Raw genomic sequence first — 25,177 nt, 5'->3', positions numbered from 1 at the left:
CGCGCGTCAGCCGGCCTTCGCGATCATCTTCCCGGCGACGCGGCCGGTGAACATCTCCGGGAACACGACCGGGATGCGTTCGAGCCCTCCGTCGACGACGTGCGTGCTGAAGTGCAGCTTCTGGTCCGCGACTGCCGGGCCGAGGTCCGCGTGGAACTCGGGGTAGCAGTCGTAGAACTCGGTGACGTTGAAGCCGCGCACGGTCAGGTTCTTGTACATGACCGCCCGCAGCAGGTCCGGGAGGTTGTCCGGCCCCTCGAAGCCGCCGGTCTGCGTGATCTGCGACATCACACCGCCCACGGCGATCTGCGCCTTCTCGTTCAGGTGCGGCACCAGCGCGGGGAGCAGGGCGACCCCGACGTTCTCGTAGACCGTGTCGATCCCGTCGGGCACGGCGGCGGCCAGCTGATCGGCGAAGTCGGGTGCCTTGTAGTCGACGGCGGCGTCGAGGCCGAGCTCCTCGAGCAGGTGGCGGGACTTCGCGGGGCCGCCGGCGATCCCCACCACCCGGTGCCCGCGCAGCTTCCCGATCTGCGCCGCGGCCGAGCCGACGGCACCGGCCGCGGCGGTGACGACGAGCGTCCCGCCCGGCTTCGGGTCGAGGATCTTGGTGAGGCCGACCCACGCCGTGAGCCCCGTGATCCCGAGCATGCCGAGGTAGGCCTCCAACGGTGCCGCGTCCGGGTCGACCGGACGCAGGTCCGCGCCGTCGCACACGGCGTAGTCCTGCCAGCCGGTGGTGCCGTACACGCCGGAGACGTGGTCACCCACGGCGAACGCGGGATTGTTGCTCTGCTCGACCACGGCGATCGTGAAGCCGAACATCGTGTCCCCGATCCCGATGGGGGGCTGGTCGCTGTTGGCGTTGCCCATCAGGATTCTGTTGAAGGGGTCGAGCGAGAACAGGATGTTCCGCACGAGCACCTCCCCGTCGCCGGGCACCGGGACCGGGCGTTCCACGATCTCGAAGTCGCTCTCCTTCGGGGTCCCGTGCGGGCGCGCCGCCAGGATGATCTGCCGGTTGACCTGTGCGTTCACGAACTTCCTCCGGTGGTGGCACGAGTGGTGCCCCACCAGGGAACGCCGGATGCCGCCGCGGAGGCAGCGTCCCCGTGAGACCGGGTAGTGACAGGACCCCCCACGGCCGCGAGGCAGCGGCTTACCGTGCTCGTATGACCGGCAGGCCGAACCACCTCGGCGAATTCCTCCGCGCCCGCCGCGAGCTCGTCACGCCCGAGCAGGCGGGCCTCGCCGACGCGGGCAGGCGCCGGGTGCCCGGCCTGCGGCGCGAGGAGGTCGCCCTGCTCGCCGGGATCAGCGTCGAGTACTACCTGCGCCTCGAGCGGGGGCGCGACCGAAACCCGTCCCTGCAGGTGCTCGAGTCGATCGCGCGCGTCCTGCGGCTCGACGACGAGCACATGGCCCACCTGCTGGGCCTCGTGGCGGACAAGCCCCGGCGCACGCGGCGCAGGCCACGCCGCGAGACGGTGCCGGCGGGCACCGCCGCGCTCCTGCCGACGCTGCCGCACCCCGCGTTCGTGGAGGGGCGGTACTTCGACATCCTGGCGGCCAACGCCATGGCCACCGCCCTGTCGCCGCGGCTGTCGATCGGGGGCAACCAACTGCTCGACCTGTTCCTCGACCCGGCCGAGCGCGCGCTCCACCTCGACTGGGACGGCACCACGCAGTGCTACACCACCAGCCTCCGCCAGGCTGTGGGCACCGACACCGACGACCAGCGCTTCATCGAGCTCATCGGCGAGCTCTCCCTCGTGAGCCCCCGTTTCCGCACCCTGTGGAACCGCCACGACGTGAGCACCCAGCGCGGTGGTTCGGTGCCGTTCGACCACCCGCAGGTGGGGGAGATGCGGCTGCACCGGGAGCGGCTCGCGATCAGCGGGACCGACGGGCTAGCCCTCGTCATCTACCACGCCGAGGCCGGCACCCCGGACGCCGAGAAGCTGGCGCTCCTCGGGTCGTCGGCGCTCCCGCCGGCCGACCGCGGCGGCCAGCGCGGCGTCGGCGGCGTCGCGCGGCCCGGCCGCCCGCAGGCCCCACGGCGCGGGTAGCGCCCGGGCACCACCCACCTCCCCGGCACCACGCCCCTCGCGACGTGGTGGCGGCGGACCCGTCCCTGGAGAAGGCAGGTACCCCCATGTCCCGCGAGCAGCGAGTGGCCGTCGTCACCGGCGGCACGGGCGCGATCGGGCACGCCATCGTCACCGCCCTCGACGCGGCAGGCCACCGGACGGTGGTCCTCGGCCGGAGCGGCGGGGACGTCCGCGCCGACCTGACCTCGGCGACCGCGACCACGCATGCCGCGGCCGAGGTCCTGGAGCGGTACGGCCGCGTCGACGTCCTGGTCCACTGCGCAGGCATGATCGACCCGATGTCGCTCGGCGAACTCGACGCGCAGCGGTGGCGCACCGTGCAGGCCGTCAACGGCGAAGCGCCGCTGTGGCTGGCGCAGGCGTTCACGCCCGGGATGGCCGAGCGCGGGTTCGGGCGCATCGTGTTCGTCGCGTCCAACACGCTCTGGTCGCCGCCCGGCGCCACGTTCCTGCCCTACGTCGCCAGCAAGGGCGCCATGATCGGCGTCATGCGCACGCTGGCCGTCGACCTGGGACCCGCCGGGATCGCGGTCACGGCGGTGGCCCCGGGGCTCACCGACACCCCCATCGCGCGCAGCGTCAACGACCCGGGCCAGATCGAGGCGGTCGTCGCCACGCAGGCGCTGAAGCGCCCGCTCGTGCCCGAGGACACCGCCAACGCCGTCGCGTTCCTCGCCTCGGACGGCGCGGAGGCGTTGACGGGACAGGTCCTCGTTGTGGACGGCGGCACGACGATGCGCTGAGCCGGGCCCGGCCCCGCAATGCCGGCATGGTGGCTTTGCTGGCCGATTACGCCAGCAAAGCCACCATGCCGGCATTCGGAGGCGGCGGCGCGGCGGGGCGCGCGCCTCGTGTGGGAAACTTCGACCTCCGGTGGGCGGCGACTGGAGTGCGGGTGCGGGACGTGCGGCGGATCTCGCGGCCCAACGCGCGGTTCCAGCAGTGGGAGTCGTTGCTGCGCAACCGGAACAAGCGCCAGCGGGCCGGTGAGTTCCTGGTGCAGGGGGTCCGGCCGATCAGCCTGGCCGTGGAGCTGGGCTGGCCGGTGCGCGCGCTGATCTACGACGCGGACCGGCCGCTGTCGCGCTGGGCGGCCGGGATCCTCGAGCGGGCCGGGGGCGAGCGGGTGGCCATGGCCCCCGAGCTGCTGCGGGTGCTGGGCGAGAAGGAGCAGGACGCTCCCGAGCTGGTGGCGGTGCTCGAACTGCCCCCCGACGACCTGTCCCGGATCGAGGTCGGGCCGTCCTTCCTCGGCGTGGTCTTCGACCGGCCCAGCGGACCGGGCAACATCGGCACGATCGTGCGGTCCGTGGACGCGTTCGGCGGCGCCGGGCTGATCATCACCGGGCACGCCGCGGATCCGTACGACCCGAAGTCGGTGCGCGCCTCCACCGGGTCGCTGATGGCGGTGCCGGTGGTGCGGGTCCGTTCCCACCGCGACGTGCTGGAGTGGGTGGAGCGGGAGCGGGCCGCCGGGCGCGGGCTCACCGTGGTCGGCACGGACGAGAACGGCGCGGCGGACGTGGCCGACGTGGACCTGACGGGTCCCACCTTGTTGGTGATCGGCAGCGAGACGTCCGGGTTGAGCACGGGCTGGTGGGAGGGCTGCGACACCATGGCGCGGATCCCCATCGGTGGCGCGGCGAGTTCGCTCAACGCCGCGAGCGCCGCCACGGTGGCCCTGTACGAGGCCGCCCGGCAGCGGGGCGCCCGGACCGGCACGTCGCGCTGACGCGGCTCGCCGCGGACCTCACCGCAGGCGGTCCTGCGCGGCCGGGCAGGCCGGAAGGCTGTGGCAAGCGATCTGGAATCGCGATCTGCAAAGCTGATCACGTGTCGGAGCGCGCATCAGGTACGGGAGATCGCCGGTGACAGGGGTCCCGGACGGCGCTCCGGTGGCCGTCCTGGCGGGCCGGTACCGGCTGATCGAGCTGATCGGCACCGGGGGCATGGGTGCGGTGTGGCGGGCCCGTGACGAGCTGCTCGGCCGCGACGTGGCCTTGAAGCAGGTGCGGCTGGACCCGGCCGAGGTCGACCCGGTGCTCGCGCGGGAGTGGACGTTGCGCGAGGCGCGGATCGTGGCCGCGCTGCACCACCCGAACATCGTGTCGATCTTCGACGTGGTGGTGGAGCAGGGGGTGCCGTGGCTGGTGCTGGAGTTCCTGCCGTCGCGCAGCCTGGGTGGGGTGCTGGCGGAGCGTGGCACCCTGCCGCCGCTGGAGGTGGCGGCGATCGGGGCGGACGTGGCGGGTGCGCTGGCCGCGGCGCACGCGGCGGGGATCGTGCACCGGGACGTGAAGCCGGACAACGTGCTGCTGTCGCGGCCCTCGGCCGCGGGGCCGGTGGTCAAGCTGACCGATTTCGGGATCGCGCACACGGCCGCGGCGCCTGCGCTCACGGCCACGCACGTGGTGACGGGCACGCCGGCGTACTTCGCGCCGGAGACGGCGCGGGGGGAGGGCACGGACCCGCGCACCGACGTGTACTCGCTCGGCGCCACGCTGTACGCGGCGGTGGAGGGGCGGCCGCCGTTCGGCACGGAGCCGGGCAACGTCCTCGCCCTCCTGGGTCGGATCGGGCTCGGGGGTGCGCCGCGGCCCGGCCGGGCGGGGCCCCTGACCGACCTGTTGGTGCAGCTCACCGCCGACGACCCGGACCGGCGGCCGTCGGCGGAGCAGGCCCGCGTCGCGTTGCGCCGGGTCGCCGACGGTGCCTCGGCGGCGGTGGCCGCCCCCCTCGCCGGCACCGTTCCCGGCGATCGCGACCGCGCCGGGAAGCGGGGCCGTCTCCTGGGTGTGGCCGCGGCTGTCGTCGCGGTTCTCGCGGTGGCGGCCGGCGTCCTCACGGGCGTGGTCGGCACCCGGGCCGACGGCGCCGCTCCGGCGGGTCCGGCGGCCGGCCCGCCCACCAGCACGGCTCCGGACGGCGCGGTGATCGGCGACGTCACCACCGCCGACCCGTGCTCGCTGGTGGATCCCGGCCCGTTGCATGCGTTCGGTGCGGCATCGTTCCTGCGGGACGAGGCGCGCTTCGCCGCGTGCGCCGTGTCGATCGCCAGGCCGGACGGAACCACCGCCACCTACTCGCTGACGTTCCAGACCCAGGCCGAGACCGAGGACCTCTGGTTGGGCCTGCGCCAGGAGGAAGCGGGCTACACCGTGGTCAGCTTCGAGCCGGCCGACGGCTACTGCGACGAGCTCGTCGAGTTGCCCGACCGGAACGTCCTGCGCCTGGCCGCCCAGCCGCAGCGGGGCTGGACCGGCACGCAGGACATGTGCGCGATCGTCGGCGCCGCGCGGGCGACGGCCCTCGCCCGGCTCGAGGGGAGCGGCGTCGGCACCCGGCCGCCGTTGACCGACGGCGGTCCGCTCGCGGGCATCCCCGCGTGCGGCCTGCTGACACCCGCGGACCTGGTCGCCGTGATCCCGGACGTCACCCAGCCGCAAGCCCGGTTCGCCGACTGGGGGTGCGACTGGGCGTCCACCTCCGGCGACAGCACGGTGGAACTGGTCTACTACCGCTCCCTTCCGCTGAGCGCCTACCTCGGCACGCGGGCTGACTTCGCCGGGCGGCCGGGACTCGTGCACCCCGCGGAAGGGGCCTGCTGGATCCCGTTCGTGCAGCGCTCCTACTCGGTCGAGGGCTCCGAGCGCCTCGAGACCGTCCAGCTGACCTACTCGGGCCCGGGCCCGCAGGCCGAACTCTGCCGCGCGGCCACCGCGCTCGCGACGGCCGCGGCGGGCCGGCTGCCCCCGCCGGGCTGACGCTGTGCCTCCGCGGACGCGACTTCCGCCCTCTGAGACGGGAGACTCGCCCCCGAAGTCCGGCGAGTCTCCCGTCTCGCCGGGGCAGTCCCGCATCTCGCGGGGCGAGTTGCGCGTTCCGCCGGGCGAGGCGCCCTACGCGCGGGTAGTTGCGCGTTGAAATAACTACGCGGGGCCGGTGGTTGAGCGGGCGTCGGATCGGATCGACGCACGAAGGAGGCCCCGATGCACGAGACGTTGCGCTACCGGCTCGCCGAGGTGCAGCTCGATGCCGGTGACCCGCTGGAGGCGCTGCGCCTGCTCGAGCCGCTGGTCGACGAGCTGCAGACGCACGCGGCCGGGCAGCTGCTGCTGGGGCGGGCCTACTACCACTCCGCCCAGCTGGCCCGGGCGCAGGAGGCGTTCGAGCGCGTGGTGGAGATGGCGCCGACCGATGCCTTCGCCCGCGTGGCGCTGGGCCGCACGCTGCAGCGACGCAGCCGCCACGACGAGGCCGCGGTCCACTTCCGCGTGGCTGCGGCGCTGGACCCGCGCCCGGAGTACCGGGAGCTGGTCGCCTGACCCGCACGGCGGGGCGGCGCTGAGCCGCCCCGCCCGGTCCGGACAATTCCCGGGCACGTCCTGCCATGTGGCCGCGGGCTTGTGGGCCACGTTCCCGCCGACGACGATCGCGCCGTGATCTCCCCGGCGGCGCACGAGCGGGCCCGATGAGCCGCATCCTGCTGAACGCCTTCGACATGGCCTGCGTCGGGCACCAGTCGATCGGCCTGTGGCGCCACCCGGACGACCAGGGGCACCGCTACGTCGACATCGACTACTGGACCGAGCTCGCGCAGCTGCTGGAACGCGGCGGATTCGATGCGCTCTTCCTCGCCGACGTCCTCGGCGTCTACGACGTGTACGGGGGCTCGCGCGACGCGGCGGTCCGCGAGGCCGTGCAGGTGCCGGTCAACGACCCGATCATGGCGATCTCGGCGATGGCCGCGGTGACGCGGCACCTCGGCTTCGGGGTCACGGTGTCCGTGGCCTACGAGCAGCCCTACGCGCTCGCCCGCCGGATGACCACCCTCGACCACCTGACGAGGGGTCGCGTCGCGTGGAACGTGGTCACCTCCTACCTGGAGAGCGCCGCCCGGAACCTGGGCCGCGACCAGCAGATCCCGCACGACGAGCGCTACGACCTGGCCGAGGAGTACCTGGAGGTCTGCTACAAGCTCTGGGAGGGCTCGTGGGAGCCGGGTGCGGTGGTGCGCGACGTCGAGCGTGGCGTGTACACGGACCCCTCCAAGGTGCACGACATCGAGCACAAGGGGCGGTACTTCGAGGTGCCGGGGCCGTTCCTGTGCGAGCCGTCGCCGCAGTGCACGCCGGTGATCTTCCAGGCGGGCGCGTCGTCGCGCGGTAGCCGGTTCGCCGCGGCGCACGCGGAGGCGGTGTTCATCAACGGCCCGACGCCCGGGGTCGTGCGTCATTTCGTGGACCGGATCCGCGACCAGGCGACCGAGGCCGGCCGGGACGCGTCGGCCATCAAGGTGTTCGCGATGCTCACCGCGATCACGGCCGAGACCGACGCGGCCGCGGTCGCGAAGCGCGACTCCTACCTCCAGCACGTCAGCCGCGAGGGTGCGCTCGCCCTGTTCGGCGGCTGGACCGGCGTCGACCTCGCCGGCGCGTCACCGGGGCAGCGCCTGGAGTACGTCGAGACCGACGCCACCCGCACCGCCCTGGCGGCCTTCACCACGGCAGACCCCGACCGGGAGTGGACGGTCGAGGAGCTGGCCCGGTTCGTCGCGATCGGCGGCCGGGGGCCTGTCGTCGTCGGCTCGGGCGCCACGGTGGCCGACGAGATGGAGCGCTGGGTGGACGAGGCGGGCGTCGACGGGTTCAACCTCGCCTACGTCGTCACACCCGGCACGTTCGTCGACTTCGTCGAGCACGTGGTGCCGGAGTTGCGGCGCCGGGGCCGGGTGCAGGACGGGTACGCGGCGGCGACCCTGCGGGAGAACCTGGGCACCGGGGCAGGTGCGCACCTCGCCCCCGACCACCCCGGGACGCGCTACCGCCGGGCGACGCCGGGACAAGGGACGGTGGACAACCCATGACCGCGGAAGCACCAGCGATCCGGCCGGAGGACCGGCGCAATGCCGTCAAGGCGGTCGTCGCCGGGACGCTCGGCACCACGATCGAGTGGTACGACTTCTACATCTACGGCCTGGTCGCCGGCCTGGTCTTCAACAAGCTCTTCTTCCCGGAGTTCGACCCGCTGGCAGGCACGCTGCTGGCCTTCTCCACGTTCTTCGTCGGGTTCCTCGCGCGGCCACTGGGCGCCGTCGTCTTCGGGCACCTCGGGGACCGGATCGGGCGGAAGGCGAGCCTCGTCGCCACGCTCACGCTGATGGCGATCGGCACCGTGCTGGTCGGCGTCGTGCCCACCTACGAGACGGGCGGCATCTGGGGCGCCGTGATCCTGGTGCTCCTGCGGGTGGTGCAGGGCATCGGTGTCGGCGGCGAGTGGAGCGGGTCGGTCCTCCTCGCCACCGAGTGGTCGACGTTCCGCGGGCGCCGGGGGTTCACGGGGAGCTGGGCGCAGTGGGGCTCGCCCGCGGGCCTGACGCTGGCCACGGCGGCCCTGTCGCTGGTGAGCGGCCTGGGCGAGGAGCAGCTCCTGACCTGGGGCTGGCGGGTGCCGTTCCTCGTCAGCTTCGTGCTCTTCGGCATCGGGCTGTGGATCCGGCTCGGGATCCTCGAGACGCCGTTCTTCGAGCAGATGGTGGCCGGGCGGCGGCGCTCGTCGCGCCCGGTGGTGGAGGCGATCCGGGGCAACGGCCGCGAGATCGTGCTGACCTGCCTCGTGCGGATGGGCCAGCACGCGTCGTTCTACCTCTTCACGACGTTCGCGCTGTCCTACGGGGTGGCCACGCTCGGGCTGCCCCGGCAGTCGTTCCTCACGGTGATCATGGTCGCGGGGATCGTCTCGCTCTTCACGACGCCCCTGTGGGGCTGGCTCTCCGACGTCGTCGGGCGCAGGCGCCTGTACCTCATCGGCGTCGTGACCATGCTGGTCTTCGCCGTGCCGTACTTCGCGGTGCTGGAGTCGGGCAACTTCGCCCTGATCGCCGTGTTCGTGGTGCTGTCCCTGGTGGTCCACGACATCCAGTACGGGCCGCAGGCCGCGCTCATCGCCGAGAGCTTCCCCGCCCGGGTGCGCTACAGCGGCTCGGCCCTGGGCTACCAGCTCTCGTCGGTGACGTCGGCCGGGCCGGCGCCGATCGTCGCCACCTTCCTCGCGGCGCAGTTCGGCAGCTCCCTGCCGGCGGGCATCTACCTTGTCGTGCTGTGCGCGATCGCCCTCGTCGCCACGATCCTGCTGCGCCCGCAGGGCGAGATGAGCGAGGAGAAGCCGGTGGTCGCGACCAGCGGGTCGTAGCCGGGGGCGGTGGAACCGCCACACCTGCCCACCCGTTCCACTCCCGTGGACGGATCCGACGTGCTCGCCCGGCTCGCCGCCGAGCGGGAGGCCACCCGGGAGCGGATCGCGGCGCTCGAGCGGCAGCTCGCCGGCCTGGCCGAAGAGCAGGCCCTCACCTCGCACGACGACGAGCACGACCCCGAGGGCATCACGATCGCATCGCAGCGCGCGCAGCTGCAGGGGTTGCGCGACGGTGCCCGCCGCGACCTGGCGGCGTTGGACCGGGCCGAGGAGCGGCTCGCCGACGGCGGCTACGGGCGCTGCGCGCGGTGCGGCGACGACATCGCCGAGGCCCGGCTGGAGGCATTGCCCGCGGCCGAGACGTGCATCTCCTGCGCGAGTAGCCGTCGGCGATGACCGCTTCGGGCAATTGCGGTCAGGAACCGACCGCAGTGCCCGGCACAGTGGTGACCACACCACAACGGAGCCCGGAGGACACACGATGTACGCCCCCGCCCAGCACGACGAGCTCACCGGCCTGATCAACTACATCGAGCAGCAGCTCACCGCGATCCGCGCCGCCGCGTTCGGCCTCACCGAGGAGCAGGCGCGCGAGACACCCTGCCGCAGCGCGCTGTCGGTCGGCGGCATCATCAAGCACGCGGCGTACGTCATGCGGGGTGCCCTGGAGCGCCTGGCCACCGAGGTCACCGAGCAGCCGGTCGACGCGGCTGCGTACGCCGTGTTCACCGACAGCTTCGCCGTGCGCGCGGACGAGACGGTGGCCGGCACGATCGACGAGTTCGACCGGGTGCGGGAGAAGCTGCGCGCCGCGCTCGCCGCCACCGACCCGGCCGCGCCCACCACGGCGCCGCCCGCGCCGTGGCACGGGATCTTCGACGCCCGGCCGATCCACGCCCGCTACTACCTGGTGCACCTGGTCGAGGAGCTGGCCCGGCACGCGGGGCACGCCGACATCATCCGCGAGCAGATCGACGGCATGGCGGTGCCCGCGCTGGTGCTCACCCTCGAAGGGGCGAGCGCCAACGACTTCTTCCAGCCCTACCAGCCGGCTCCGGGCACCCTCCTGGCCTGAGGCCTCACGCGGTGGCGATCCCGCCACCGGCGATGGCGGGCGAGGCGTCCGCGCGCATCCGGCGCAGCAGCCGCGCCGTCACCGGCCGCACCAGCGGGTGCTCGCCGCCGTTCGCGGCCGCCGCCTCCCGCCACGCGGTCGCCCGCGCCTCGAACGTGGCGGCGTCGCCCAGCTCGACGCAGTCGAGGGTGTCCTCGTCCAGGTCGATGACGATCGTGTCGCCGTCCTCGATCAGGGCGATCGGGCCGCCCAGCGCCGCCTCCGGGCCGACGTGGCCGATCACCAGGCCGACCGAGCCCCCGGAGAACCGGGCGTCGGTCATCAGGGCGATCGAGATGCCCTTCTGCCGGCACAGCGCCGTGATCCGCGACGTCGGGTCGAGCATCTCCGGCATGCCCGGGGCGCCGCGCGGGCCCTCGTAGCGGATCACCACCATGTCCAGGTCGGCGAAGACGTCCGGGGTGTCGATGAGGGCGCGCAGCAGGTCCTGCTCGCTGTTGAACACCCGGGCCCGGCCCACGAACCGGTTGTCGACGATGCCGGTCTCGACACCCGCCAGCTTGAGCACCGCGCCGCCCTCGGGGGCGACGTTGCCCGACAGCAGCCGCAGCCCGCCGGTCGGCTTGAACGGCGCCGACACCGGGTGGACGACCTCCCCGTCGGGCGCGGGCGGGTCGATCCGGGCCACCTGCTCCGCGAGCGTCTCGCCCGTGCACGTCATCGGCGAGCCGTCGAGGAACCCGGCGTCCAGCAGCTCCTTGACCACCACCGGCAGACCGCCGACGGCGTCGATGTCGACCATGCTGTACTTCCCGAACGGGCGGGCGTTGATCAGCACCGGCACCCGGCGGGACAGCTGGTTGAACTCCTTCTGGGACATCACCTGGTTCCAGAAGTCGATGCCCGCGGCGCGCGCGATCTCCGGCGCGTGCAGCACCACGTTGGTGGAGCCACCCATCGCGATCGCGGCGATCGTCGCGTTGCGGAACGCGGTGGGGGTGGCGATGTCGCGGGGCGTGATCCCGCGCTGCGTCATGATCTCCAGGCAGTCGACGACCTGCTCGGGGAACTCCTCGGTGCGCCGCGGGTCCTCCGACGCCGGCGACACCATGTGCAGCGGCTCGAGCCCCAGCAGCGCGATGAACGACTGCATCGTGTTGTAGGTGAACATGCCGCCGCAGCTGCCGTGGCCGGGGCAGGCGTTGCGGGCCCAGCGCTCGCGCTTCTCCAGGTCGGGGTCGCCCGCCACCTGGAAGCAGCTGACCAGGTCGATAGTCTCGCCGGTGAGCGGGTCCTTGCCGGGGCGGATCGAGCCGTCCGACAGCACCACCGCGGGCACGTTGCGCTCCATGATCGCCGCGGTGGCGCCCACCGGCGGCTTGTCGCACGCGACGACCGCGACCAGCCCGCGGATGTCACTGCCCTCGAAGTGCAGCGACAGGCCGTCGTTGGTGGTCTCGCGGCCGATCAGCGAGTACCGCATCTGCGGCGTGCCGTTGCGCTGGCCGTCGGAGATGCCGCCCGAGTAGTTGGGGGCCAGCAGGCGCACCGGCAGGTCGCGCTCGGTGATCCGGCGCGCCATCGCCGCGTGCACGGCGTCGACCTTGTCGTTGACGCCCACGTAGCAGATGCTGTCGCCCAGCGTGCCGACCACGCCCCACGGCGCTCCGTGGATGCGGTCCACGTCCTGGCCCAGCGCCTTCGCGGTGGCCACGGCCTGGCAGTCCTGACCAGGCTTCCAGACGTCCTGGCCGTTCGACTCACTCATCGGTCCAACTCCTCGTGCTCGACCCCGCCATCATCGTCCCCGTCTCGGCGCGTGCGTGTCGGGGGGCGCCTGTGGGGCCGGCGCGCGGGCCAAATAATCGATTATTCGTGCTATCATCGATCAGGAACGTTGCCGTAGGGCCAGAGAGGAACCACGCGATGAGCGTCAACAACCCGTTCGCCCGCCTCCCCGAGGTGGCCGCCTTCACCGTCACCAGCACCACCGTCGCGGACGGGGCCGCCCTGCCCGCCGCCCAGTACTCCGGCATGTTCGGGGTGCCGGAAGGGAAGGACGTCTCCCCGCAGCTGTCCTGGCACGGGGCTCCCGAGGGCACCCGCAGCTACGCCGTCACCGTCTACGACCCCGACGCCCCCACCGGGTCCGGGTTCTGGCACTGGGCGGTGGCCGACATCCCTGCCGGCGTCACCGCGCTGTCCGAGGGTGCGGGCGACGACACCGGCTCGGGGCTGCCCGCGGGCGCCTTCCAGCTGCGCAACGACGCCGGCGCGGCGCGGTTCGTCGGCGCCGCCCCGCCCGCCGGGCACGGCCCGCACCGCTACTTCGTCGTCGTCCACGCACTGGACGTCGCGAACATCGGGGTCGCGGCCGACGCCACCCCGGCTGTCCTCGGGTTCACCATGTTCGGCCACACCCTCGGGCGCGCGGTGCTCGTCGCGACCGGCGAGACCCCGGCCTGACGGACCAGGCGGCCGTCGGGAGTTGATCGCCGCGAGCAGTACGCCACTGCTCGCGGGCGGGAGGACGGCCACCCCGGCGAGGGTGATCACCAGGACCTGGGTGTCCCCGTGGGAGCAGCCTTGTGAGTCTCGCGACGGTTGATCGTTCCGAGCAGCACCTCACTGCTCGCGCGCAGCAGTGAGGTGCTGCTCGGCCCGATCATGGAGCCGGGAGGGACCGGTCGCGGTGATCAGCAGGACCTGGGTGTTGTCTCTGCGGCGGCTGTGTGCGCCTCGGTCCGTTCATGTGTGTGGCCCCCGCGAGTAGTACCTCCGCGGTCGACGGCGGTGTGGTGCTGGTCGCGGCGGGTCGGCCGGTCCGTGGTGATCAGCAGAACCTCGGTGCTCCAGCGGGAGCAGTCGTGTGCGCCTCGAACTGCGTGATCATTGCGAGCAGTACGCCACTGCTCGCACACAGCAGTGGGGTGCTGCTCGGCTTGATCGTGTGGGCGACCGACCCGGGCCTGGGTGATCAGCAGGACCTGGGTGTTGTCGCTGCAGCGGCTGTGTGCGCCTCGGCCAGATCATGGGTGGGCCGGCGAGCAGTACCTCCGCGATGACAGTGTGAAGGTGTTGGTCGCGGCGGGTCGGCCGGTCCGTGGTGATCAGCAGAACCTCGGCGCCCCGGCGGGAGCGGCTGTGTGCGCCTCGAGCTGCTTGATCGCTGCGAGCAGTACGCCACTGCTCGCGCCGCAGCGGTGAGGTGCTGTTCGGTCCGATCATTGAGCCTGGAGGGCCGCCCGCGGTGATCAGCAGAACCCGGATGTCCTCGTTGCAGCATCTGTGTGCGCCTCGGTCCGATCTTGGGTGGCGCCGCAGCCGGTCTGTGGTGATCATCAGGATAGGTGCAGCTATGTGCGCCTCGACACGTGATCATCGACGAGCAGTACACCTCTGCTGGCGCGGCAGCGGTCAGGTGCTGTTCATCTCCGTCAGCGGGGTGCCGCCCGGCGGGAGATCTCCTCGACGGCGTCGACCAGCCACTCCGGGGCCTCCTCGGCGACGAAGTGGCCGGTGGGTGCGGCGCGGCCGGTGACGTCGGTGGCGTGGGGTCGCAGCACCGCGGCCGGGTCGGCGTGGGGTGCGTGGAGGCCGGCGGCGACCGTCAGCACCGGCATCTCCAGTGTGCGGTCCGCGAGCAGTTCGCGGGTGCGGCGGCCGTCGTCGAAGAGGGTGCGGTAGTGGGCGAAGCCGCCGCGGAGGCGGTCGCGGCCGCGGTAGGCGTCGGCGTAGGCGGCGAGGTCGTCGTCGGAGAAGGTGCCCGGGGTGCTCATCGCCCGGAAGGTGGCGGTGAAGAACTCCAGCTCGTGCCCGTCGAAGAGCATCTCGGGCACGTCGGGGGCCATGAAGAACCCGAAGTGCCACATGCCGCCCTCGGCGACGTTCATGGCCTCCTCGAGGCCGAGGCCGGGAAGGAGCGCGTCGAGGAGGACGAGGGCGGCCACGTCGTCGGGGAACTCGGCCGCCCACGCGAACGCGATCATGGCGCCGATGTCGTGGCCCACCACGACGGCGGGGCGGGGGAGGCCGAGGGCGCCGAGGGCGCCGCGCGCGTCCCGGGCCTGGTTGCTCTTCTCGTAGCCGGCGGCGGGCCGGTCGCTCGCGCCGGTGCCGCGCAGGTCGGGCACGACCACGGTGTGGGTGCGGGCGAGGCCGGGCATGACGTGGCGCCACGCGCGCCCGGTCTGGGGCCAGCCGTGGAGCAGCACCAGCGTGGGGCCGGTGCCGCCGACGGCGACGGAGAGGGTGGTGCCGTTGGTGGGCACGGACTGGACGGTGAACCCGTCGGGCGGCCAGGAGGCCATGGTGGTCTTCTCCCTAGTGGGCGGTGGCGAGCGCGCGCAGACGGGGTTCGCCGATCGTGGTGAGCAGGTCGGTGTGGCGGGGTGCCCAGCCCAGTTCGCGGCGCGACCGGGGAGCCCGGGTGCGGCTCGACGCGCTCATGATCAGCGCGCCGAACTCACCCCAGACCTCGGCGGCCTCGGCCAGGTCGAGGCTGCGGGTGGGACGGTCGAGGTCGGCGGCCACGGACCGGGCGATCCACCGGTTCGGGGTCTCGCCCGCGGCGGCGTGGTAGACCGCGCCCGCGGTGCCGGTGGCGAGGGCGCGTTCGGCGAGGTCGCAGACGTCGTCGACGTGCACGTGGGAGTAGGTGTTGAGGCCTTCGCCGACGTAGCAGGCGGCGCCGGTGGTGGCGACGGAGCGGTAGATCATGGAGACGTGGCCGTGGTCGTCCGGGCCCCAGATCAGGCCCGGGCGCAGCACGATCGTGCGCAGTCCCGGTGCCGCGGCGCGCACCGCGTTCTCGACGGCGAACCGGCGTTCGGCGAGCGGTTCGACGGGGAACGGGTCGTCCTCGGCGTAGCTGTCCTCGCTCCACGCGCCCTCGGTGCGCTGCAGGAGCACGCCGCTGCCGGAGGTGAACACGAAGGTGGTGGCGGTGCCGGCGAGCACGTCGAGGAGTTCGGCCACCATGCGTTCCTCGTCGTGGGGTGCGGGCTGGGCGGCGAACACGACGGCGTCGGAGCAGGCCGCGGCGGCCAGCACCGGTTCCCGCCCGCCGTCGAGGTCGCCGAGCAGCGGGGTGACGCCCTGCCCGCGCAACCGTTCGGCGGCCGCGGCGGACCGCGCCATCCCGGTGACCCGGTGGCCGTGGCCGGCGAGGTGGCGCGCCACGGCGCCGCCCACGAAGCCGGTGGCGCCGATGACCAGGACGTCCATCACGCGGCGAGGGCCGAGGGCTCGCCGCCGTTGGCGAGGACGATCGTGCCGTTGATGTAGCTCGCGGCGTCGCTGAGCAGGAAGCGGACCACCGCGGCGATCTCCTCCGGCTCCCCGATCCGCTGCCGCAGGTTCACGCGCCCGAGCGCCTCGACGTTCTCGCCCAGCATCGCTGTGGTGCCCGCGCTGCGGACGGGTCCGGGGGAGACGCCGGTGACGCGCACTCCACGGGGCCCGAACTCGGTGGCCCAGGAGCGGGTGAGCAGTTCGAGGGCGGCCTTCGACGCCGAGTAGGCGGTGCCGATCGGTGCGGGGGAGGTCGCCCCGCTGGAGGTGATGTTGACGATCGCGCCGTGCCCGCGTTCGGCCATGCCGGGGCCGAGCGCGCCCACCAGCAGGAACGGGGCGCGGGTGTTGACGGCGAAGTGGCGGTCGAAGCTCGCCGCGGACGTGTCGGGGGTGCTGGTGAGCTCGTAGACGCCTGCGTTGTTGACCAGGACGTCGACGGGGCCGGCCGTGGCGGCGAGCGCGCTGACCTCGGCGGCGTCGGACAGGTCGGCGGTCTCGAAGCGGGCACGGCCGCCGAGCGCGCCGATCTCTTTCACCAGCTGTGCGCCGCGCTCGCGGTCGCGGCCCTGGGCGATCACCTCGATGCCGTCCTCGGCGAGTGCGAGCGCGACGGCGCGCCCGATGCCTGCGGTCGCGCCGGTCACCAGGGCGGTGCGGTGGGTGGTGGACACGGGGGCCTCCTCGTTTCTGGGTTGTACAACCCAGAAATCTAGAGACGGTTTTTGGATTGAGCAACCCAGTCTGGCATCGGTCACAGTCCCGGGCCGCGTCTGATCACCTGAGGTGATCAGAACCACTGCCGCGGCTATTGGCCTCGCATCAGTCCTTCGGCCTACGGTCGCGGTGCTTCGAGGGAGAGGTGCGGTCGTTGGAGCTGCGACACCTGAGGTACTTCGTCTCCGTCGCCGAGGAGCTGCACTTCCGCCGGGCCGCCGAGAAGCTGCACATCGTGCAGCCCGCGTTGTCCAAGCAGATCAGCGCGCTGGAGCGGGAGCTGGGCGTGCAGCTGCTGGAGCGCGACCGCCGCAACGTCTCGCTCACCGAGGCGGGCCGGATGTTCCTCGAGGAGGCCAACGCCCTGCTGGCGCACGCCGACGGTGCCGTCGTGCGGACCCGGGCCGTCGGGCGCGGTGAGACCGGCCGGCTCAACATCGGGTTCATCCAACCCGCGCTGGCCGACCTGCTGCCGCGGTCGCTGCGGGTCTTCCGGCAGCACTATCCCGACGTCGTGCTGACGCTGAGCGAGGCCACGAGCCGGATGGCGATCGAGCGGGTGGTGGCGCGCAGCATGCACTTCGCCTTCACCCGGCTGCCGGTGCCGCCGCGGCCCGAGCTGTGCACGGAGCCGGTCAGCGAGGAACCGGTGGTGCTGGTGGTGTCGGACGCGCACCCGCTCGCCACCCGCAGCTCGGTGCGGCTGGAGGACATCGCGGCCTTCGACGTGATCCTCGTGGACCGGAAGGTGGAACCGGAACTGCACGACTACTACGTGGCCGCCTGCAACGCCGCGGGCTTCAGCCCCCGGGTGGCGCACGAGGTGAACAGCACGTGGGTGGCGATCGGGCTCGCGGCCGGGAACCTCGGGATGGCGTTCGCCCCGGCGTCCGCCCGGATCGCGGCCCAGCGCGGTGTCGCCTACCTGCCGCTGGAGGGCGACCGGCTGAAGCTGACCATGGGCGCGATGTGGCGCAGCGGCGCCCGGCCGGCCGTGCTCGACAACTTCCTGAGCCTCCGGCCGTGGGAGACCGCGCGGGCGCGGGTGACGGCAGATGGCTGAGCCGGACACGCGCGAGGCGTCGCTGGCCCAGCACCTCTTCCGGGTGGAGGGCCGCGGCGCCGTCGTCACGGGTGCGGGCAGCGGACTCGGGCTGGCGACGGCGCGGGTGCTCGCCCGCAACGGTGCCCGGGTGACCCTCGCCGACGTCGACGAGGCAGGCCTGCAGCGGGCGGCCGCCGATCTGGCGGAGGAGGGGTGCGCGGTGCGCACCGCGGTGGCCGACGTCGCCGACCGCGGGGCCGTCGACGCGCTGATGGCGGACGCCGCGGCGTGGGACTCCGGGCTGCACATCGCGTTCGCCAACGCCGGGATCTCCGCCGGGCCGGGGTTCGTCGCGCCGGAGGGCCGCCTGGACGCCGTGGACGACGAGCGCTGGCAGCGGGTGCTGGACGTGAACCTCACCGGCGTGCTGCACACGGTGCGGGCCGCCGCGCACCACATGGTCACCGGCTACGGGCGCATCGTCGTGATCTCGTCGCTGGCCGGGATCCGGGCCGACCCGCTCGTGGGTTACGCCTACACGGCCACCAAGGCGGGCGTGGTGGCCCTGGTGCGCAACGCGGCGCTGGAGCTGGCCCCGCGCGGGATCCTGGTGAACGCGATCGCCCCGGGCGCGTTCGTCACGAACATCGGGAAGGCCAATCCGGGCCGCGGGCGCGTCGTCGAGGAATTCGCGAGGGCCGCGGCCCTGAATCGGCTGGGCGATCCCGCGGAGCTGGAGGGCCTCGCATTGTTCCTGGCGTCCCCGGCGTCGAGTTATGTGACGGGCGCCGTGCTCCCGATCGACGGCGGCGCGACGACGGGACGGAACCCGGTGTGAGCTCCCAGCGCTATCACCTGATGCCTGAATGGTCGTCCACGGAATCGCCGGGCGGACCTAGTGTGATCGCGGCAGGCGGACATCGCCGATCTCGACGGCGCCGGGGACATTCCGCATCGATGACGATGGAGAGGAACGAGGCGTGAGAACTGTGCAGCGACTCCGGGTCGCCACGGCGGTGGGCGCGGTCGCGCTGCTGTCGGCGGCGTGCGGCGGCGGTGGCTCGGCGGGCGGCGTGGGCGAGCCGGGGGCGGACGGCGCCACCACGGTGCAGGTCGCGTTCAACCCCGCGTCGCAGTTCGCGCCGATGTTCGTGGGCATGGAGAAGGGCATCTTCGCCGAGCACGGGCTGAAGCTCGAGATCGTGCCGCAGACCGACATCGCCGCGATCATCTCCGGCCTGGCCAGCGGCCAGTACGATTTCGGGTTCGCCACGGCAGTGCACCTGGTCAACGCGCGGTCCAACAACATCCCCGTCCGCGCCGTGGCCACCCCGGACGGCCAGCAGGCCACCGCGGAGGACCCGGAGATGGGCAACGCGCTGGTCGCGGGCCCGAACTCGGGCGTCACCGGGCCCGGTGACCTGGGCGGGAAGACGCTCGCGGTGGTCGGGTTGTCGTCGTTGAACACCCTCGCGGCGCAGGAGCTCGCCGCCCGCGCGGGCGTGGACGTCGGCACGATCAAGCTGGTGCAGATGCCCTTCGGGCAGATGCCCGCGGCCCTCGCCGCGGGCGACGTGGACGCCGCGGTGGTGCAGAGCCCGTTCATCGCCGAGGCGCTCGCCGACGGGTCGAGCGTGGTGGCGAAGCCGAACGTCGAGCTGTTCGCCGACGAGGCGGTGGGCATGTTCCTCACCAGCGAGGCCACGATCGGCGAGTCCGAGGAGGCGGTGCGCGGGTTCGCCGCGGCGATGGTGGAGTCGCAGCGCTACGCCGCAGAGCACGTCGACGAGGCCCGCTCCACGCTCGTCGCGCACATGGGGATGACCCCGGACGCGGCCGCAGCGGCCACGTGGTGCACGACGTGCGACCCGGCTCTCGACACCGAGGGGATCGACACGGTGCAGGAGCTGATGACGAAGTACGCGGGCCTCGAGGAACCGATCGACGTGCAGGAGGCGGTGTGGCCGGAGGCGCTGACGTACTGAGGGAGGTCAGCCGGTGCAGACCGTGACCAGGTACGCGCGCCCGGCGCTCGTACCGGGCGCAACGCTGCTCGTGGTGCTGGTGGGGTGGCAGGCGGTCACCGCGTCGGGGCTGTTCCGCCCCGACCAGTTCCCCACGATGACCGACACCTTCTCCGCGCTCGGTGCCGCGCTCGGGACCGCCGAGCTGTGGGGCGCGGTGGGGGCCACCCTGCAGGGCTGGGCTGTGGGACTGGTGGTGGCCGCCGTGCTGGCGATCGTCGTCGGCGCGGCGCTCGGGGCCAACGACCTGGCGCTGCGCAGCGCGGCGAGCGTGATCGAGATCTTCAAGGCGATCCCGGCGATCGCGATCCTGCCGCTCGTGATCCTCGTGCTCGGCTCCACGCTCGGGATGAAGGTCTTCCTGATCGCGTTCGGTGCGTTCTGGCCGCTGGTCGTCCAGGTGATCTACGGGGTGCGGGCGATGGACCCGACGGTGTCGGACACCGCGCGGGCGCTGGGCGTGCGCGGGTTGCGCCGGTTCGTGGCCGTGACGCTGCCCAGCGCGTCGCCCTACGTCGCCACCGGGCTGCGCATCGCGTCGGCGAGCGCGCTCATCCTCGCCGTGGTCGCGGAGTTGGTGGGTGGCGCCGAGGGCATCGGACGGCGGATCCTCTTCGCCCGCAACGCCGGGGTCAGCGCCTATCCCACGATGTACGCCTACATCCTCGTGGCAGGTGCCCTGGGCATCCTGCTGACCGGCGCGTTCTTCCTGCTGGAGCGCAAGGGCATGCACTGGCACGAGAGCCAACGCGGCGTCGGCACCGGGGGGTTGAAGGCCCGATGACCGGTCGTCCGCGCTGGGCCCGGCTGCTGCTGGCCGTCTGGTTGCCCGTGGTGCTGCTCGCCGCGTGGTGGGTGGCCTCGGCCACCAGCGATTCCCCGTACTTCCCGCCGCTGGCCGACATCCTCGACGAGTTCGTGGACGAGTGGGTGCTGGGCGATGCCAAGTGGCAGCTGCTGCCCAGCCTGCGCAACCTCTCGGTCGGCTTCGTCGGCGGTTCGGTGCTCGGGGTGCTGGGCGGCGCCCTGCTGTGGCGGATCCCGGTGCTGCGCCGGGCCACCAACCCGATCGTCTACTTCCTCTACGTGCTGCCCGCGCCCGCGCTGCTCCCGGCGATGATCGCGCTGTTCGGCCTGGGGGAGATCCGGCAGATGGCGCTGATCGCCTTCGGCGCGACGTGGCCGGCCATGCTCAACACGCTCGACGGCATGCGCGGCGTCGACGAGGTCAAGTTCGACACCGCGCGGGCGATGGGCTTCGGGTCGCTGCGCACGGTGTGGCAGGTGGTGCTGCCCGGGGCGTCGCCGCAGATCGCCGCGGGTCTGCGGGCCAGCCTGCAGGTCTCGATCATCCTCATGGTGGTCAGCGAGATGGTGGCCGCCGAGGAGGGGATCGGCTACTTCATCCTCGAGGCCCAGACGGTCTTCGCGATCACCACGATGTGGACCGGGATCCTGGTGCTCGCGGTGGTCGGCACGGCCCTGAACTACGCCTTCATGGGCCTGGAACGCCGCATGCTGGCATGGCACCACGGCTCGCGGCGGATCGGCGGTGTCCCGGCATGAGCAGTCCCTCCCCGCTCCCCGGCTCCCCGGACGCGAACGACCTGATCGGAGACGGCATGACCCGGACCCTCGGCACCGCCGCGGCGGGCGGACCCGGCGCCCAGGACCACCCCGTGCTGGACGTCCAGGGCCTGCACAAGGTGTTCAACGCGGGCCGCCCCGACGAGCGCACGGCGATCGACGAGGTCAGCTTCTCGATCGCGAAGGGCGAGTTCGTCTGCGTGGTCGGGCCCAGCGGCGCGGGCAAGACCACGCTGCTGCGCTGCATGTCCGGGCTGGCCGCGCCGAGCAGCGGCACCGTGCGCTTCGAGGGCCGGGAGCTCACCGCGGTGCCCGACGAGGTCGGCGTCGTGTTCCAGGACTACGGGCGCTCGCTGTTCCCGTGGCTGACCAACGGCCGCAACATCGACCTGCCGCTGCGTGCTCGGAAGGTGCCCCGGCCCGACCGGGAGAAGCGCGTGCAGGAGGTGCTCGAAGCTGTTGGCCTCGGGCACGTCGAGCGGCAGTACCCGTGGCAGCTCTCCGGCGGCATGCAGCAGCGGGTGGCGATCGCGCGCACCCTGTCCTACCGCCCCGACCTGCTGTTGATGGACGAGCCGTTCGCCTCGGTGGACGCGCAGACCCGCTTCGACCTCGAGGACCTGATCCTGCGGGTGCGCCGGGACGCGGGCATCACCGTGGTGCTGGTGACCCACGACATCGACGAGGCCATCTACCTGGCCGACCGCATCGTCGTGCTCAGCGGCTCCCCGAGCCGCGTGCGGGAGATCCTCGACGTGCCGCTGGGCCCCGACCGCGACCAGCTGGGCACCCGCTCGAGCGAGGAGTTCCTCGCCCTGCGCAAGCACCTGCTGTCGCTGGTGATGCCGCGGTGAGCAGCACCGCGCAGGCCACGGGCACGGTCGTCGAGCAGCTGGCCGCGACGATGTCGGAGCTCGGGGCCACGGACGTGTTCACGCTCATGGGCGCGGGCAACCTCCGGCTGATCCACCACCTCGTCACCGGGCACGGGGTGGCGGTGCACCACCTGCGCCACGAGAACGGCGCGGTGGGCGCGGCCGACGGGTACGCCCGGGTCACCGGGCGGGTCGGCTGGTGCACGGTGACCCAGGGCCCGGGCTTCACGAACGCCGTCACCGCGCTGCTGACGGCGCACCGCGCGCGCACCCCGCTGCTGCTGGTCACCGCGGACTCGTCGAACCTGTCCGCCCGGCAGTCGCCGTTCGCCGGTGGCGTGCAGGGCCTTGACCCCGCGGTGCTGCTCGACCCGCTGGGCATCCCGGTGGTCCGGGCGGGCGCGGGTACGGCGGCCGCCGATCTGGTGGCGGCCCACCGGCTCGCGGCCACGGAGTCGCGCGCGGTCGTCTACGTCGTGCCGGCCGGCCTGGACACCGCGCCCGCGAGCGCCCCGGCCGACGTGCCGGACGCGGCGCCCGTCGCCCCGCCCGCCCGGCCCGACGCCGCCGCCGTGCGCGCCGCCGTCGACGCGATCGCGGCCGCCCGACGCCCGGTGGTCATGGCCGGTCGCGGTGCCGTGACGGCCGGCGCGCAGCTGCGCGATCTCGCGGCGGCCTGCGGTGCCCACCTGGCCACCACGGTGCGCGCGGTCGGCCTGTTCGCGGACGACCCGGCCGACCTCGGCGTCGTCGGGGGCCTCGCGACGCCGGAAGCGGCCGCGGTGCTGGAGGAGGCCGACTGCCTCGTGGCCGTGGGCACCGCCCTGAACTTCTTCCACACGCGCCGCTCGCGCTTCGTCGAGGGCCGCACGGTGGTGCACGTCGACCACGACCCGGCGGCGTTCACGGCGTTCGACCCGCCGACGGTGGCCGTCCTCGGGGACGCGCGGGAGACCACGGCGCTGCTCGTCGAAGGGCTCGCCCGCCCAGGGGTGGACCGCGCCGCGGCGGTGGCACCCGCGGTGGCGCCGTTCCGCGACATCTCCCGCCCCGGCCGGATGGACCCGCGCGCGGTGAGCGCGGAGCTGGACCGGGTGCTGCCGAGGCCGCGGCGGATCTTCATCGACAACGGCCACTTCGGAAGCTTCCCGATCATGCACATGCGCCACGACCGCCCGGGGTCGTTGATCTGGCTGCCGGAGTTCGGCGCCGTCGGCAGCGCGCTCGGGGCGAGCGCGGCAGGCGCGGTGGCCGACCCGGACGCGCTGTCGGTGCTGTTCGTCGGGGACTGCGGTCTGCTGCTGACGCTGGGCGACCTCGAGCTCGCCGTCCGGGAGGCGCTGCCGCTGCTCGTGGTGTGCATGAACGACGGTGCGGCGGGCTCTGAGCTGCAGCACATGAAGGACTGGTCGGTGCCGCTCGAGCAGGCCGTCTTCGGCTACACCGACCTCGCCGCAGTCGCCCGGGGGATGGGCGCGCACGCCGCGGCGATCCGGGAGGTGGCGCAGCTGGAGGGCGCGGTGGCCGGGTGGGACCGCGCGGCGGGCCCGCTGTTCCTCGACTGCCACATCAGCCGGGACGTGCGAGCGCCGATCTACGACCACGCGTGACGCGGCACCAGGTAGGTCTTGGCCGCGTCCGCCCGGCCAGCGGCGAGGTCGGCGAACAGGCGCGGCCCGTCGCCGAGCCCGGCCCGGTGCACCGTGGCCGGAGGCCGGATCCGGCCCTCGCGCAGCCAGGACACCGCGCGGTCGAAGTCGGACCGGTCGAAGCAGTTCGCGCCGACGAGTGAGATCTCCCGGCGGATCACCGAGAACCAGCCGAGCTCGCTGACGTCGGTGTGCAGGCCCACCAGCACCACGCGCCCGCCCGCGCGGGTGAGGTCGACGGCGGCCTGCCGGGTGGCGCCCGAGCCGACCGCGTCGAGCACGACGTCGAACCCGCCCTCGGGCCGCGCCGCGGCCGGCCCGGCGGCCACGTCGGTGGAGTCGAACCCCGCGCCTGCGCCCCCGTCCAGGGCGGCGGCGCGGCGCCGCTCGTCCGGCTCGACGACGGCGATCTCCGGGATCCCGAGCAGCCGCGCGGCCTGCACGACGAGCCCGCCGATCGAGCCCGCGCCGATCACGAGCGCCGTGCTCGGCTGCGCGGCCAGGGCCAGCCGCACGTCGTGGCAGGCCTGGGCCAGTGGCTCCGCGGTGGCGGCGAGCTCGAGCGGCACCGCGTCGTCGACGGCGGCGAGGTTGCGGGCGGGCACGACCACGCGCTCGGTGAACGCCCCGGGCCGGTGCACGCCGATGATCTGCAGGTCCGGGCAGAGGTTGTCCCGATCCGAGCCGCAGGCCCAGCAGCGCCCGCAGGTGACCTGCGAGTTGACCGTGACCCGCCGGCCGCGCCACCCCGCATCGACGCCGGGTCCGAGCGCCCCGACGGTGCCGGCGAACTCGTGCCCGCGGACGTCGCCGGGCCGGGCGATGCCCATCGTGCCGAGGTAGGCGCTGACGTCGGAGCCGCAGATGCCGGTGAGCTCCACGTCGACGATCACCTCGCCCGGGCCGGCCACCGGTTCCGGGACCTCCCCGACGACCATCGCGCCGGGCCCGCCCCACCGCAGCGCCCTCACGGCCGGGTCCCCGCCGGGGCCGGGCCGACTCCGTCGTGCATGCGGCTCCGGAAGAAGATCAACGGATGGGCGTCGGTGCGGTGCGCGGCGTGCGTGACGCTGCCGATCAGCAAAATGTGCGTGGCCTGCGGGAACACCCCGGTGAGCCGGCACTCCAGCTGCGCCGCGGCCCCGCGCAGCAGCGGCGCGCCGTTCTGCCCCGGCGCCCAGTCGACCCGGGAGAGCTTGTCCGGCTCGCCGGAGGCGAACAGCCGGGCCACGTCGCGCTGGCCCGCCGCGAGGATGTTCACCGCGAACGCGCCCGCCGCCTCCACCGCGTTCCAGGTGCGGGAGGAACGAGCCAGGCAGACCACGATCTGCGGCGGGCACAACGACAGCGACGCGAACGAGTTGACGGTGCTGCCGTGCGGCTCGTTCGGGCCCTGTGCGGCCACCACGGTGACCCCGGTGGCGAACGTGCCGCACACCGCGCGGAAGAGGTCCGGGTCGAGCGTCATTCCGGGTCTCCTCCCTCGGTGGCCCCGCCGGAGATCTGTCTACCCGCACACCCGTGTGCAACTCCAATAGTCATTTCCTCGGTCTGATCACCGAATTGCATGAGTGGTGCTCATTCCGCTCGGTGATCGTTCGGAACTCG

General features: G+C 73.3%; 24 protein-coding genes. 17 read left to right on the top strand and 7 right to left on the bottom strand.

Annotated elements, in window-relative coordinates; all coding sequences use genetic code 11:
* Positions 1–6: 6 nt before the first annotated feature.
* The gene (locus tag ACFPL3_RS04510; RefSeq protein ID WP_343939040.1) at positions 7–1,038 is read right to left on the bottom strand and encodes an NADP-dependent oxidoreductase; all 1,032 of its coding nucleotides are present in this window, start codon (positions 1,036–1,038) and stop codon (positions 7–9) included.
* Positions 1,039–1,172: 134 nt separating this feature from the next.
* On the opposite strand from ACFPL3_RS04510, the gene ACFPL3_RS04505 reads away from it, so the two are divergent.
* The 9 genes from ACFPL3_RS04505 (at position 1,173) to ACFPL3_RS04465 (ending at position 10,380) form a co-directional block, all read left to right on the top strand.
* The gene (locus ACFPL3_RS04505; protein WP_379588412.1) at positions 1,173–2,069 is read left to right on the top strand and encodes a helix-turn-helix domain-containing protein; all 897 of its coding nucleotides are present in this window, start codon (positions 1,173–1,175) and stop codon (positions 2,067–2,069) included.
* A gap of 86 nt (positions 2,070–2,155) precedes the next feature.
* Entirely contained in the window at positions 2,156–2,854 is a 699-nt protein-coding gene (locus tag ACFPL3_RS04500; protein ID WP_379588411.1) for an SDR family NAD(P)-dependent oxidoreductase, read from the top strand.
* Positions 2,855–3,006: 152 nt separating this feature from the next.
* Positions 3,007–3,843 carry a TrmH family RNA methyltransferase gene (locus ACFPL3_RS04495; protein ID WP_343946337.1) on the top strand — a complete coding sequence of 279 codons (837 nt, stop codon included), beginning with the start codon at positions 3,007–3,009 and terminating at the stop codon, positions 3,841–3,843.
* A gap of 136 nt (positions 3,844–3,979) precedes the next feature.
* Positions 3,980–5,875 carry a serine/threonine-protein kinase gene (locus tag ACFPL3_RS04490; RefSeq protein ID WP_379588410.1) on the top strand — a complete coding sequence of 632 codons (1,896 nt, stop codon included), beginning with the start codon at positions 3,980–3,982 and terminating at the stop codon, positions 5,873–5,875.
* 225 nt (positions 5,876–6,100) lie between these two features.
* Positions 6,101–6,436, top strand: a complete 336-nt coding sequence (locus ACFPL3_RS04485) for a tetratricopeptide repeat protein (RefSeq protein WP_343946575.1) — start codon at positions 6,101–6,103, stop codon at positions 6,434–6,436.
* 146 nt (positions 6,437–6,582) lie between these two features.
* Complete coding sequence (locus ACFPL3_RS04480) at positions 6,583–7,977, top strand: LLM class flavin-dependent oxidoreductase (RefSeq protein WP_343946576.1); 1,395 nt, start codon at positions 6,583–6,585, stop codon at positions 7,975–7,977.
* Positions 7,974–9,302, top strand: coding sequence for an MFS transporter (locus ACFPL3_RS04475; protein WP_343946577.1), 1,329 nt, complete (start codon positions 7,974–7,976; stop codon positions 9,300–9,302). Before ACFPL3_RS04480 ends, ACFPL3_RS04475 begins: the two co-directional genes overlap by 4 nt.
* A gap of 45 nt (positions 9,303–9,347) precedes the next feature.
* Positions 9,348–9,701 (top strand): TraR/DksA family transcriptional regulator, encoded by a 354-nt coding sequence (locus tag ACFPL3_RS04470; RefSeq protein ID WP_343946578.1) that lies wholly within the window; start codon positions 9,348–9,350, stop codon positions 9,699–9,701.
* A gap of 85 nt (positions 9,702–9,786) precedes the next feature.
* A complete protein-coding gene (locus ACFPL3_RS04465; RefSeq protein ID WP_343946579.1) occupies positions 9,787–10,380 on the top strand; it encodes a mycothiol transferase in 594 nt (197 codons plus the stop codon).
* Positions 10,381–10,384: 4 nt separating this feature from the next.
* Here the strand turns inward: ACFPL3_RS04465 and ACFPL3_RS04460 are convergent, their stop codons facing one another.
* Positions 10,385–12,148 carry a dihydroxy-acid dehydratase domain-containing protein gene (locus ACFPL3_RS04460; RefSeq protein ID WP_343946580.1) on the bottom strand — a complete coding sequence of 588 codons (1,764 nt, stop codon included), beginning with the start codon at positions 12,146–12,148 and terminating at the stop codon, positions 10,385–10,387.
* Between the two features lie 158 nt (positions 12,149–12,306).
* Here ACFPL3_RS04460 and ACFPL3_RS04455 point away from each other — a divergent pair, with 158 nt between their 5' ends.
* On the top strand, positions 12,307–12,846 hold the full coding sequence (locus tag ACFPL3_RS04455) for a YbhB/YbcL family Raf kinase inhibitor-like protein (protein ID WP_343946581.1): 540 nt from the start codon (positions 12,307–12,309) through the stop codon (positions 12,844–12,846).
* Positions 12,847–13,817: 971 nt separating this feature from the next.
* On the opposite strand, the gene ACFPL3_RS04450 is transcribed toward ACFPL3_RS04455, so the two are convergent.
* The 3 genes from ACFPL3_RS04450 to ACFPL3_RS04440 are packed head-to-tail and all read right to left on the bottom strand — an operon-like array spanning position 13,818 to position 16,346.
* Entirely contained in the window at positions 13,818–14,690 is an 873-nt protein-coding gene (locus ACFPL3_RS04450; protein WP_343946582.1) for an alpha/beta hydrolase, read from the bottom strand.
* A gap of 13 nt (positions 14,691–14,703) precedes the next feature.
* Entirely contained in the window at positions 14,704–15,606 is a 903-nt protein-coding gene (locus ACFPL3_RS04445) for an NAD-dependent epimerase/dehydratase family protein (protein ID WP_343946591.1), read from the bottom strand.
* Positions 15,606–16,346 carry an SDR family NAD(P)-dependent oxidoreductase gene (locus ACFPL3_RS04440; protein WP_343946583.1) on the bottom strand — a complete coding sequence of 247 codons (741 nt, stop codon included), beginning with the start codon at positions 16,344–16,346 and terminating at the stop codon, positions 15,606–15,608. The genes ACFPL3_RS04445 and ACFPL3_RS04440 overlap by 1 nt, the downstream gene beginning before the upstream one ends.
* Before the next feature lie 197 nt (positions 16,347–16,543).
* On the opposite strand from ACFPL3_RS04440, the gene ACFPL3_RS04435 reads away from it, so the two are divergent.
* The 7 genes from ACFPL3_RS04435 (at position 16,544) to ACFPL3_RS04405 (ending at position 23,530) form a co-directional block, all read left to right on the top strand.
* Positions 16,544–17,452 (top strand): LysR substrate-binding domain-containing protein, encoded by a 909-nt coding sequence (locus ACFPL3_RS04435; RefSeq protein ID WP_343946584.1) that lies wholly within the window; start codon positions 16,544–16,546, stop codon positions 17,450–17,452.
* Positions 17,445–18,272: an SDR family NAD(P)-dependent oxidoreductase gene (locus ACFPL3_RS04430; RefSeq protein ID WP_343946585.1), complete on the top strand. Its 828-nt coding sequence runs from the start codon at positions 17,445–17,447 to the stop codon at positions 18,270–18,272. Before ACFPL3_RS04435 ends, ACFPL3_RS04430 begins: the two co-directional genes overlap by 8 nt.
* Positions 18,273–18,414: 142 nt before the next feature.
* On the top strand, positions 18,415–19,419 hold the full coding sequence (locus ACFPL3_RS04425) for an ABC transporter substrate-binding protein (RefSeq protein ID WP_343946586.1): 1,005 nt from the start codon (positions 18,415–18,417) through the stop codon (positions 19,417–19,419).
* Positions 19,420–19,432: 13 nt separating this feature from the next.
* Positions 19,433–20,242: an ABC transporter permease gene (locus ACFPL3_RS04420; protein WP_343946587.1), complete on the top strand. Its 810-nt coding sequence runs from the start codon at positions 19,433–19,435 to the stop codon at positions 20,240–20,242.
* The gene (locus ACFPL3_RS04415; RefSeq protein ID WP_343946588.1) at positions 20,239–21,024 is read left to right on the top strand and encodes an ABC transporter permease; all 786 of its coding nucleotides are present in this window, start codon (positions 20,239–20,241) and stop codon (positions 21,022–21,024) included. The genes ACFPL3_RS04420 and ACFPL3_RS04415 overlap by 4 nt, the downstream gene beginning before the upstream one ends.
* Positions 21,021–21,899 carry an ABC transporter ATP-binding protein gene (locus ACFPL3_RS04410; protein ID WP_343946589.1) on the top strand — a complete coding sequence of 293 codons (879 nt, stop codon included), beginning with the start codon at positions 21,021–21,023 and terminating at the stop codon, positions 21,897–21,899. Before ACFPL3_RS04415 ends, ACFPL3_RS04410 begins: the two co-directional genes overlap by 4 nt.
* The gene (locus tag ACFPL3_RS04405; protein ID WP_379588404.1) at positions 21,896–23,530 is read left to right on the top strand and encodes a thiamine pyrophosphate-binding protein; all 1,635 of its coding nucleotides are present in this window, start codon (positions 21,896–21,898) and stop codon (positions 23,528–23,530) included. The genes ACFPL3_RS04410 and ACFPL3_RS04405 overlap by 4 nt, the downstream gene beginning before the upstream one ends.
* Here the strand turns inward: ACFPL3_RS04405 and ACFPL3_RS04400 are convergent.
* Positions 23,515–24,540 (bottom strand): alcohol dehydrogenase catalytic domain-containing protein, encoded by a 1,026-nt coding sequence (locus tag ACFPL3_RS04400; protein ID WP_379588403.1) that lies wholly within the window; start codon positions 24,538–24,540, stop codon positions 23,515–23,517. The genes ACFPL3_RS04405 and ACFPL3_RS04400 overlap by 16 nt on opposite strands.
* Positions 24,537–25,037, bottom strand: coding sequence for a flavin reductase family protein (locus tag ACFPL3_RS04395; protein ID WP_343938439.1), 501 nt, complete (start codon positions 25,035–25,037; stop codon positions 24,537–24,539). The genes ACFPL3_RS04400 and ACFPL3_RS04395 overlap by 4 nt, the downstream gene beginning before the upstream one ends.
* Between the last annotated feature and the right edge of the window lie 140 nt (positions 25,038–25,177).

It is taken from the genome of Pseudonocardia zijingensis, assembly GCF_042657305.1.
GTDB lineage: Bacteria > Actinomycetota > Actinomycetes > Mycobacteriales > Pseudonocardiaceae > Pseudonocardia > Pseudonocardia zijingensis.
This window is presented reverse-complemented; position numbering and strand designations above follow the sequence as displayed.

What these genes read in the sequence shown, in the direction of transcription:
- ACFPL3_RS04505 (WP_379588412.1), top strand. Translation starts at nt 1,173, where the DNA reads ATGACCGGCAGGCCGAACCACCTCGGCGAATTCCTCCGCGCCCGCCGC.
- ACFPL3_RS04500 (WP_379588411.1), top strand. Translation starts at nt 2,156, where the DNA reads ATGTCCCGCGAGCAGCGAGTGGCCGTCGTCACCGGCGGCACGGGCGCG.
- ACFPL3_RS04485 (WP_343946575.1), top strand. Translation starts at nt 6,101, where the DNA reads ATGCACGAGACGTTGCGCTACCGGCTCGCCGAGGTGCAGCTCGATGCC.
- ACFPL3_RS04480 (WP_343946576.1), top strand. Translation starts at nt 6,583, where the DNA reads ATGAGCCGCATCCTGCTGAACGCCTTCGACATGGCCTGCGTCGGGCAC.
- ACFPL3_RS04475 (WP_343946577.1), top strand. Translation starts at nt 7,974, where the DNA reads ATGACCGCGGAAGCACCAGCGATCCGGCCGGAGGACCGGCGCAATGCC.
- ACFPL3_RS04465 (WP_343946579.1), top strand. Translation starts at nt 9,787, where the DNA reads ATGTACGCCCCCGCCCAGCACGACGAGCTCACCGGCCTGATCAACTAC.
- ACFPL3_RS04460 (WP_343946580.1), bottom strand. Translation starts at nt 12,148, where the DNA reads ATGAGTGAGTCGAACGGCCAGGACGTCTGGAAGCCTGGTCAGGACTGC.
- ACFPL3_RS04455 (WP_343946581.1), top strand. Translation starts at nt 12,307, where the DNA reads ATGAGCGTCAACAACCCGTTCGCCCGCCTCCCCGAGGTGGCCGCCTTC.
- ACFPL3_RS04450 (WP_343946582.1), bottom strand. Translation starts at nt 14,690, where the DNA reads ATGGCCTCCTGGCCGCCCGACGGGTTCACCGTCCAGTCCGTGCCCACC.
- ACFPL3_RS04445 (WP_343946591.1), bottom strand. Translation starts at nt 15,606, where the DNA reads ATGGACGTCCTGGTCATCGGCGCCACCGGCTTCGTGGGCGGCGCCGTG.
- ACFPL3_RS04430 (WP_343946585.1), top strand. Translation starts at nt 17,445, where the DNA reads ATGGCTGAGCCGGACACGCGCGAGGCGTCGCTGGCCCAGCACCTCTTC.
- ACFPL3_RS04415 (WP_343946588.1), top strand. Translation starts at nt 20,239, where the DNA reads ATGACCGGTCGTCCGCGCTGGGCCCGGCTGCTGCTGGCCGTCTGGTTG.
- ACFPL3_RS04410 (WP_343946589.1), top strand. Translation starts at nt 21,021, where the DNA reads ATGAGCAGTCCCTCCCCGCTCCCCGGCTCCCCGGACGCGAACGACCTG.
- ACFPL3_RS04395 (WP_343938439.1), bottom strand. Translation starts at nt 25,037, where the DNA reads ATGACGCTCGACCCGGACCTCTTCCGCGCGGTGTGCGGCACGTTCGCC.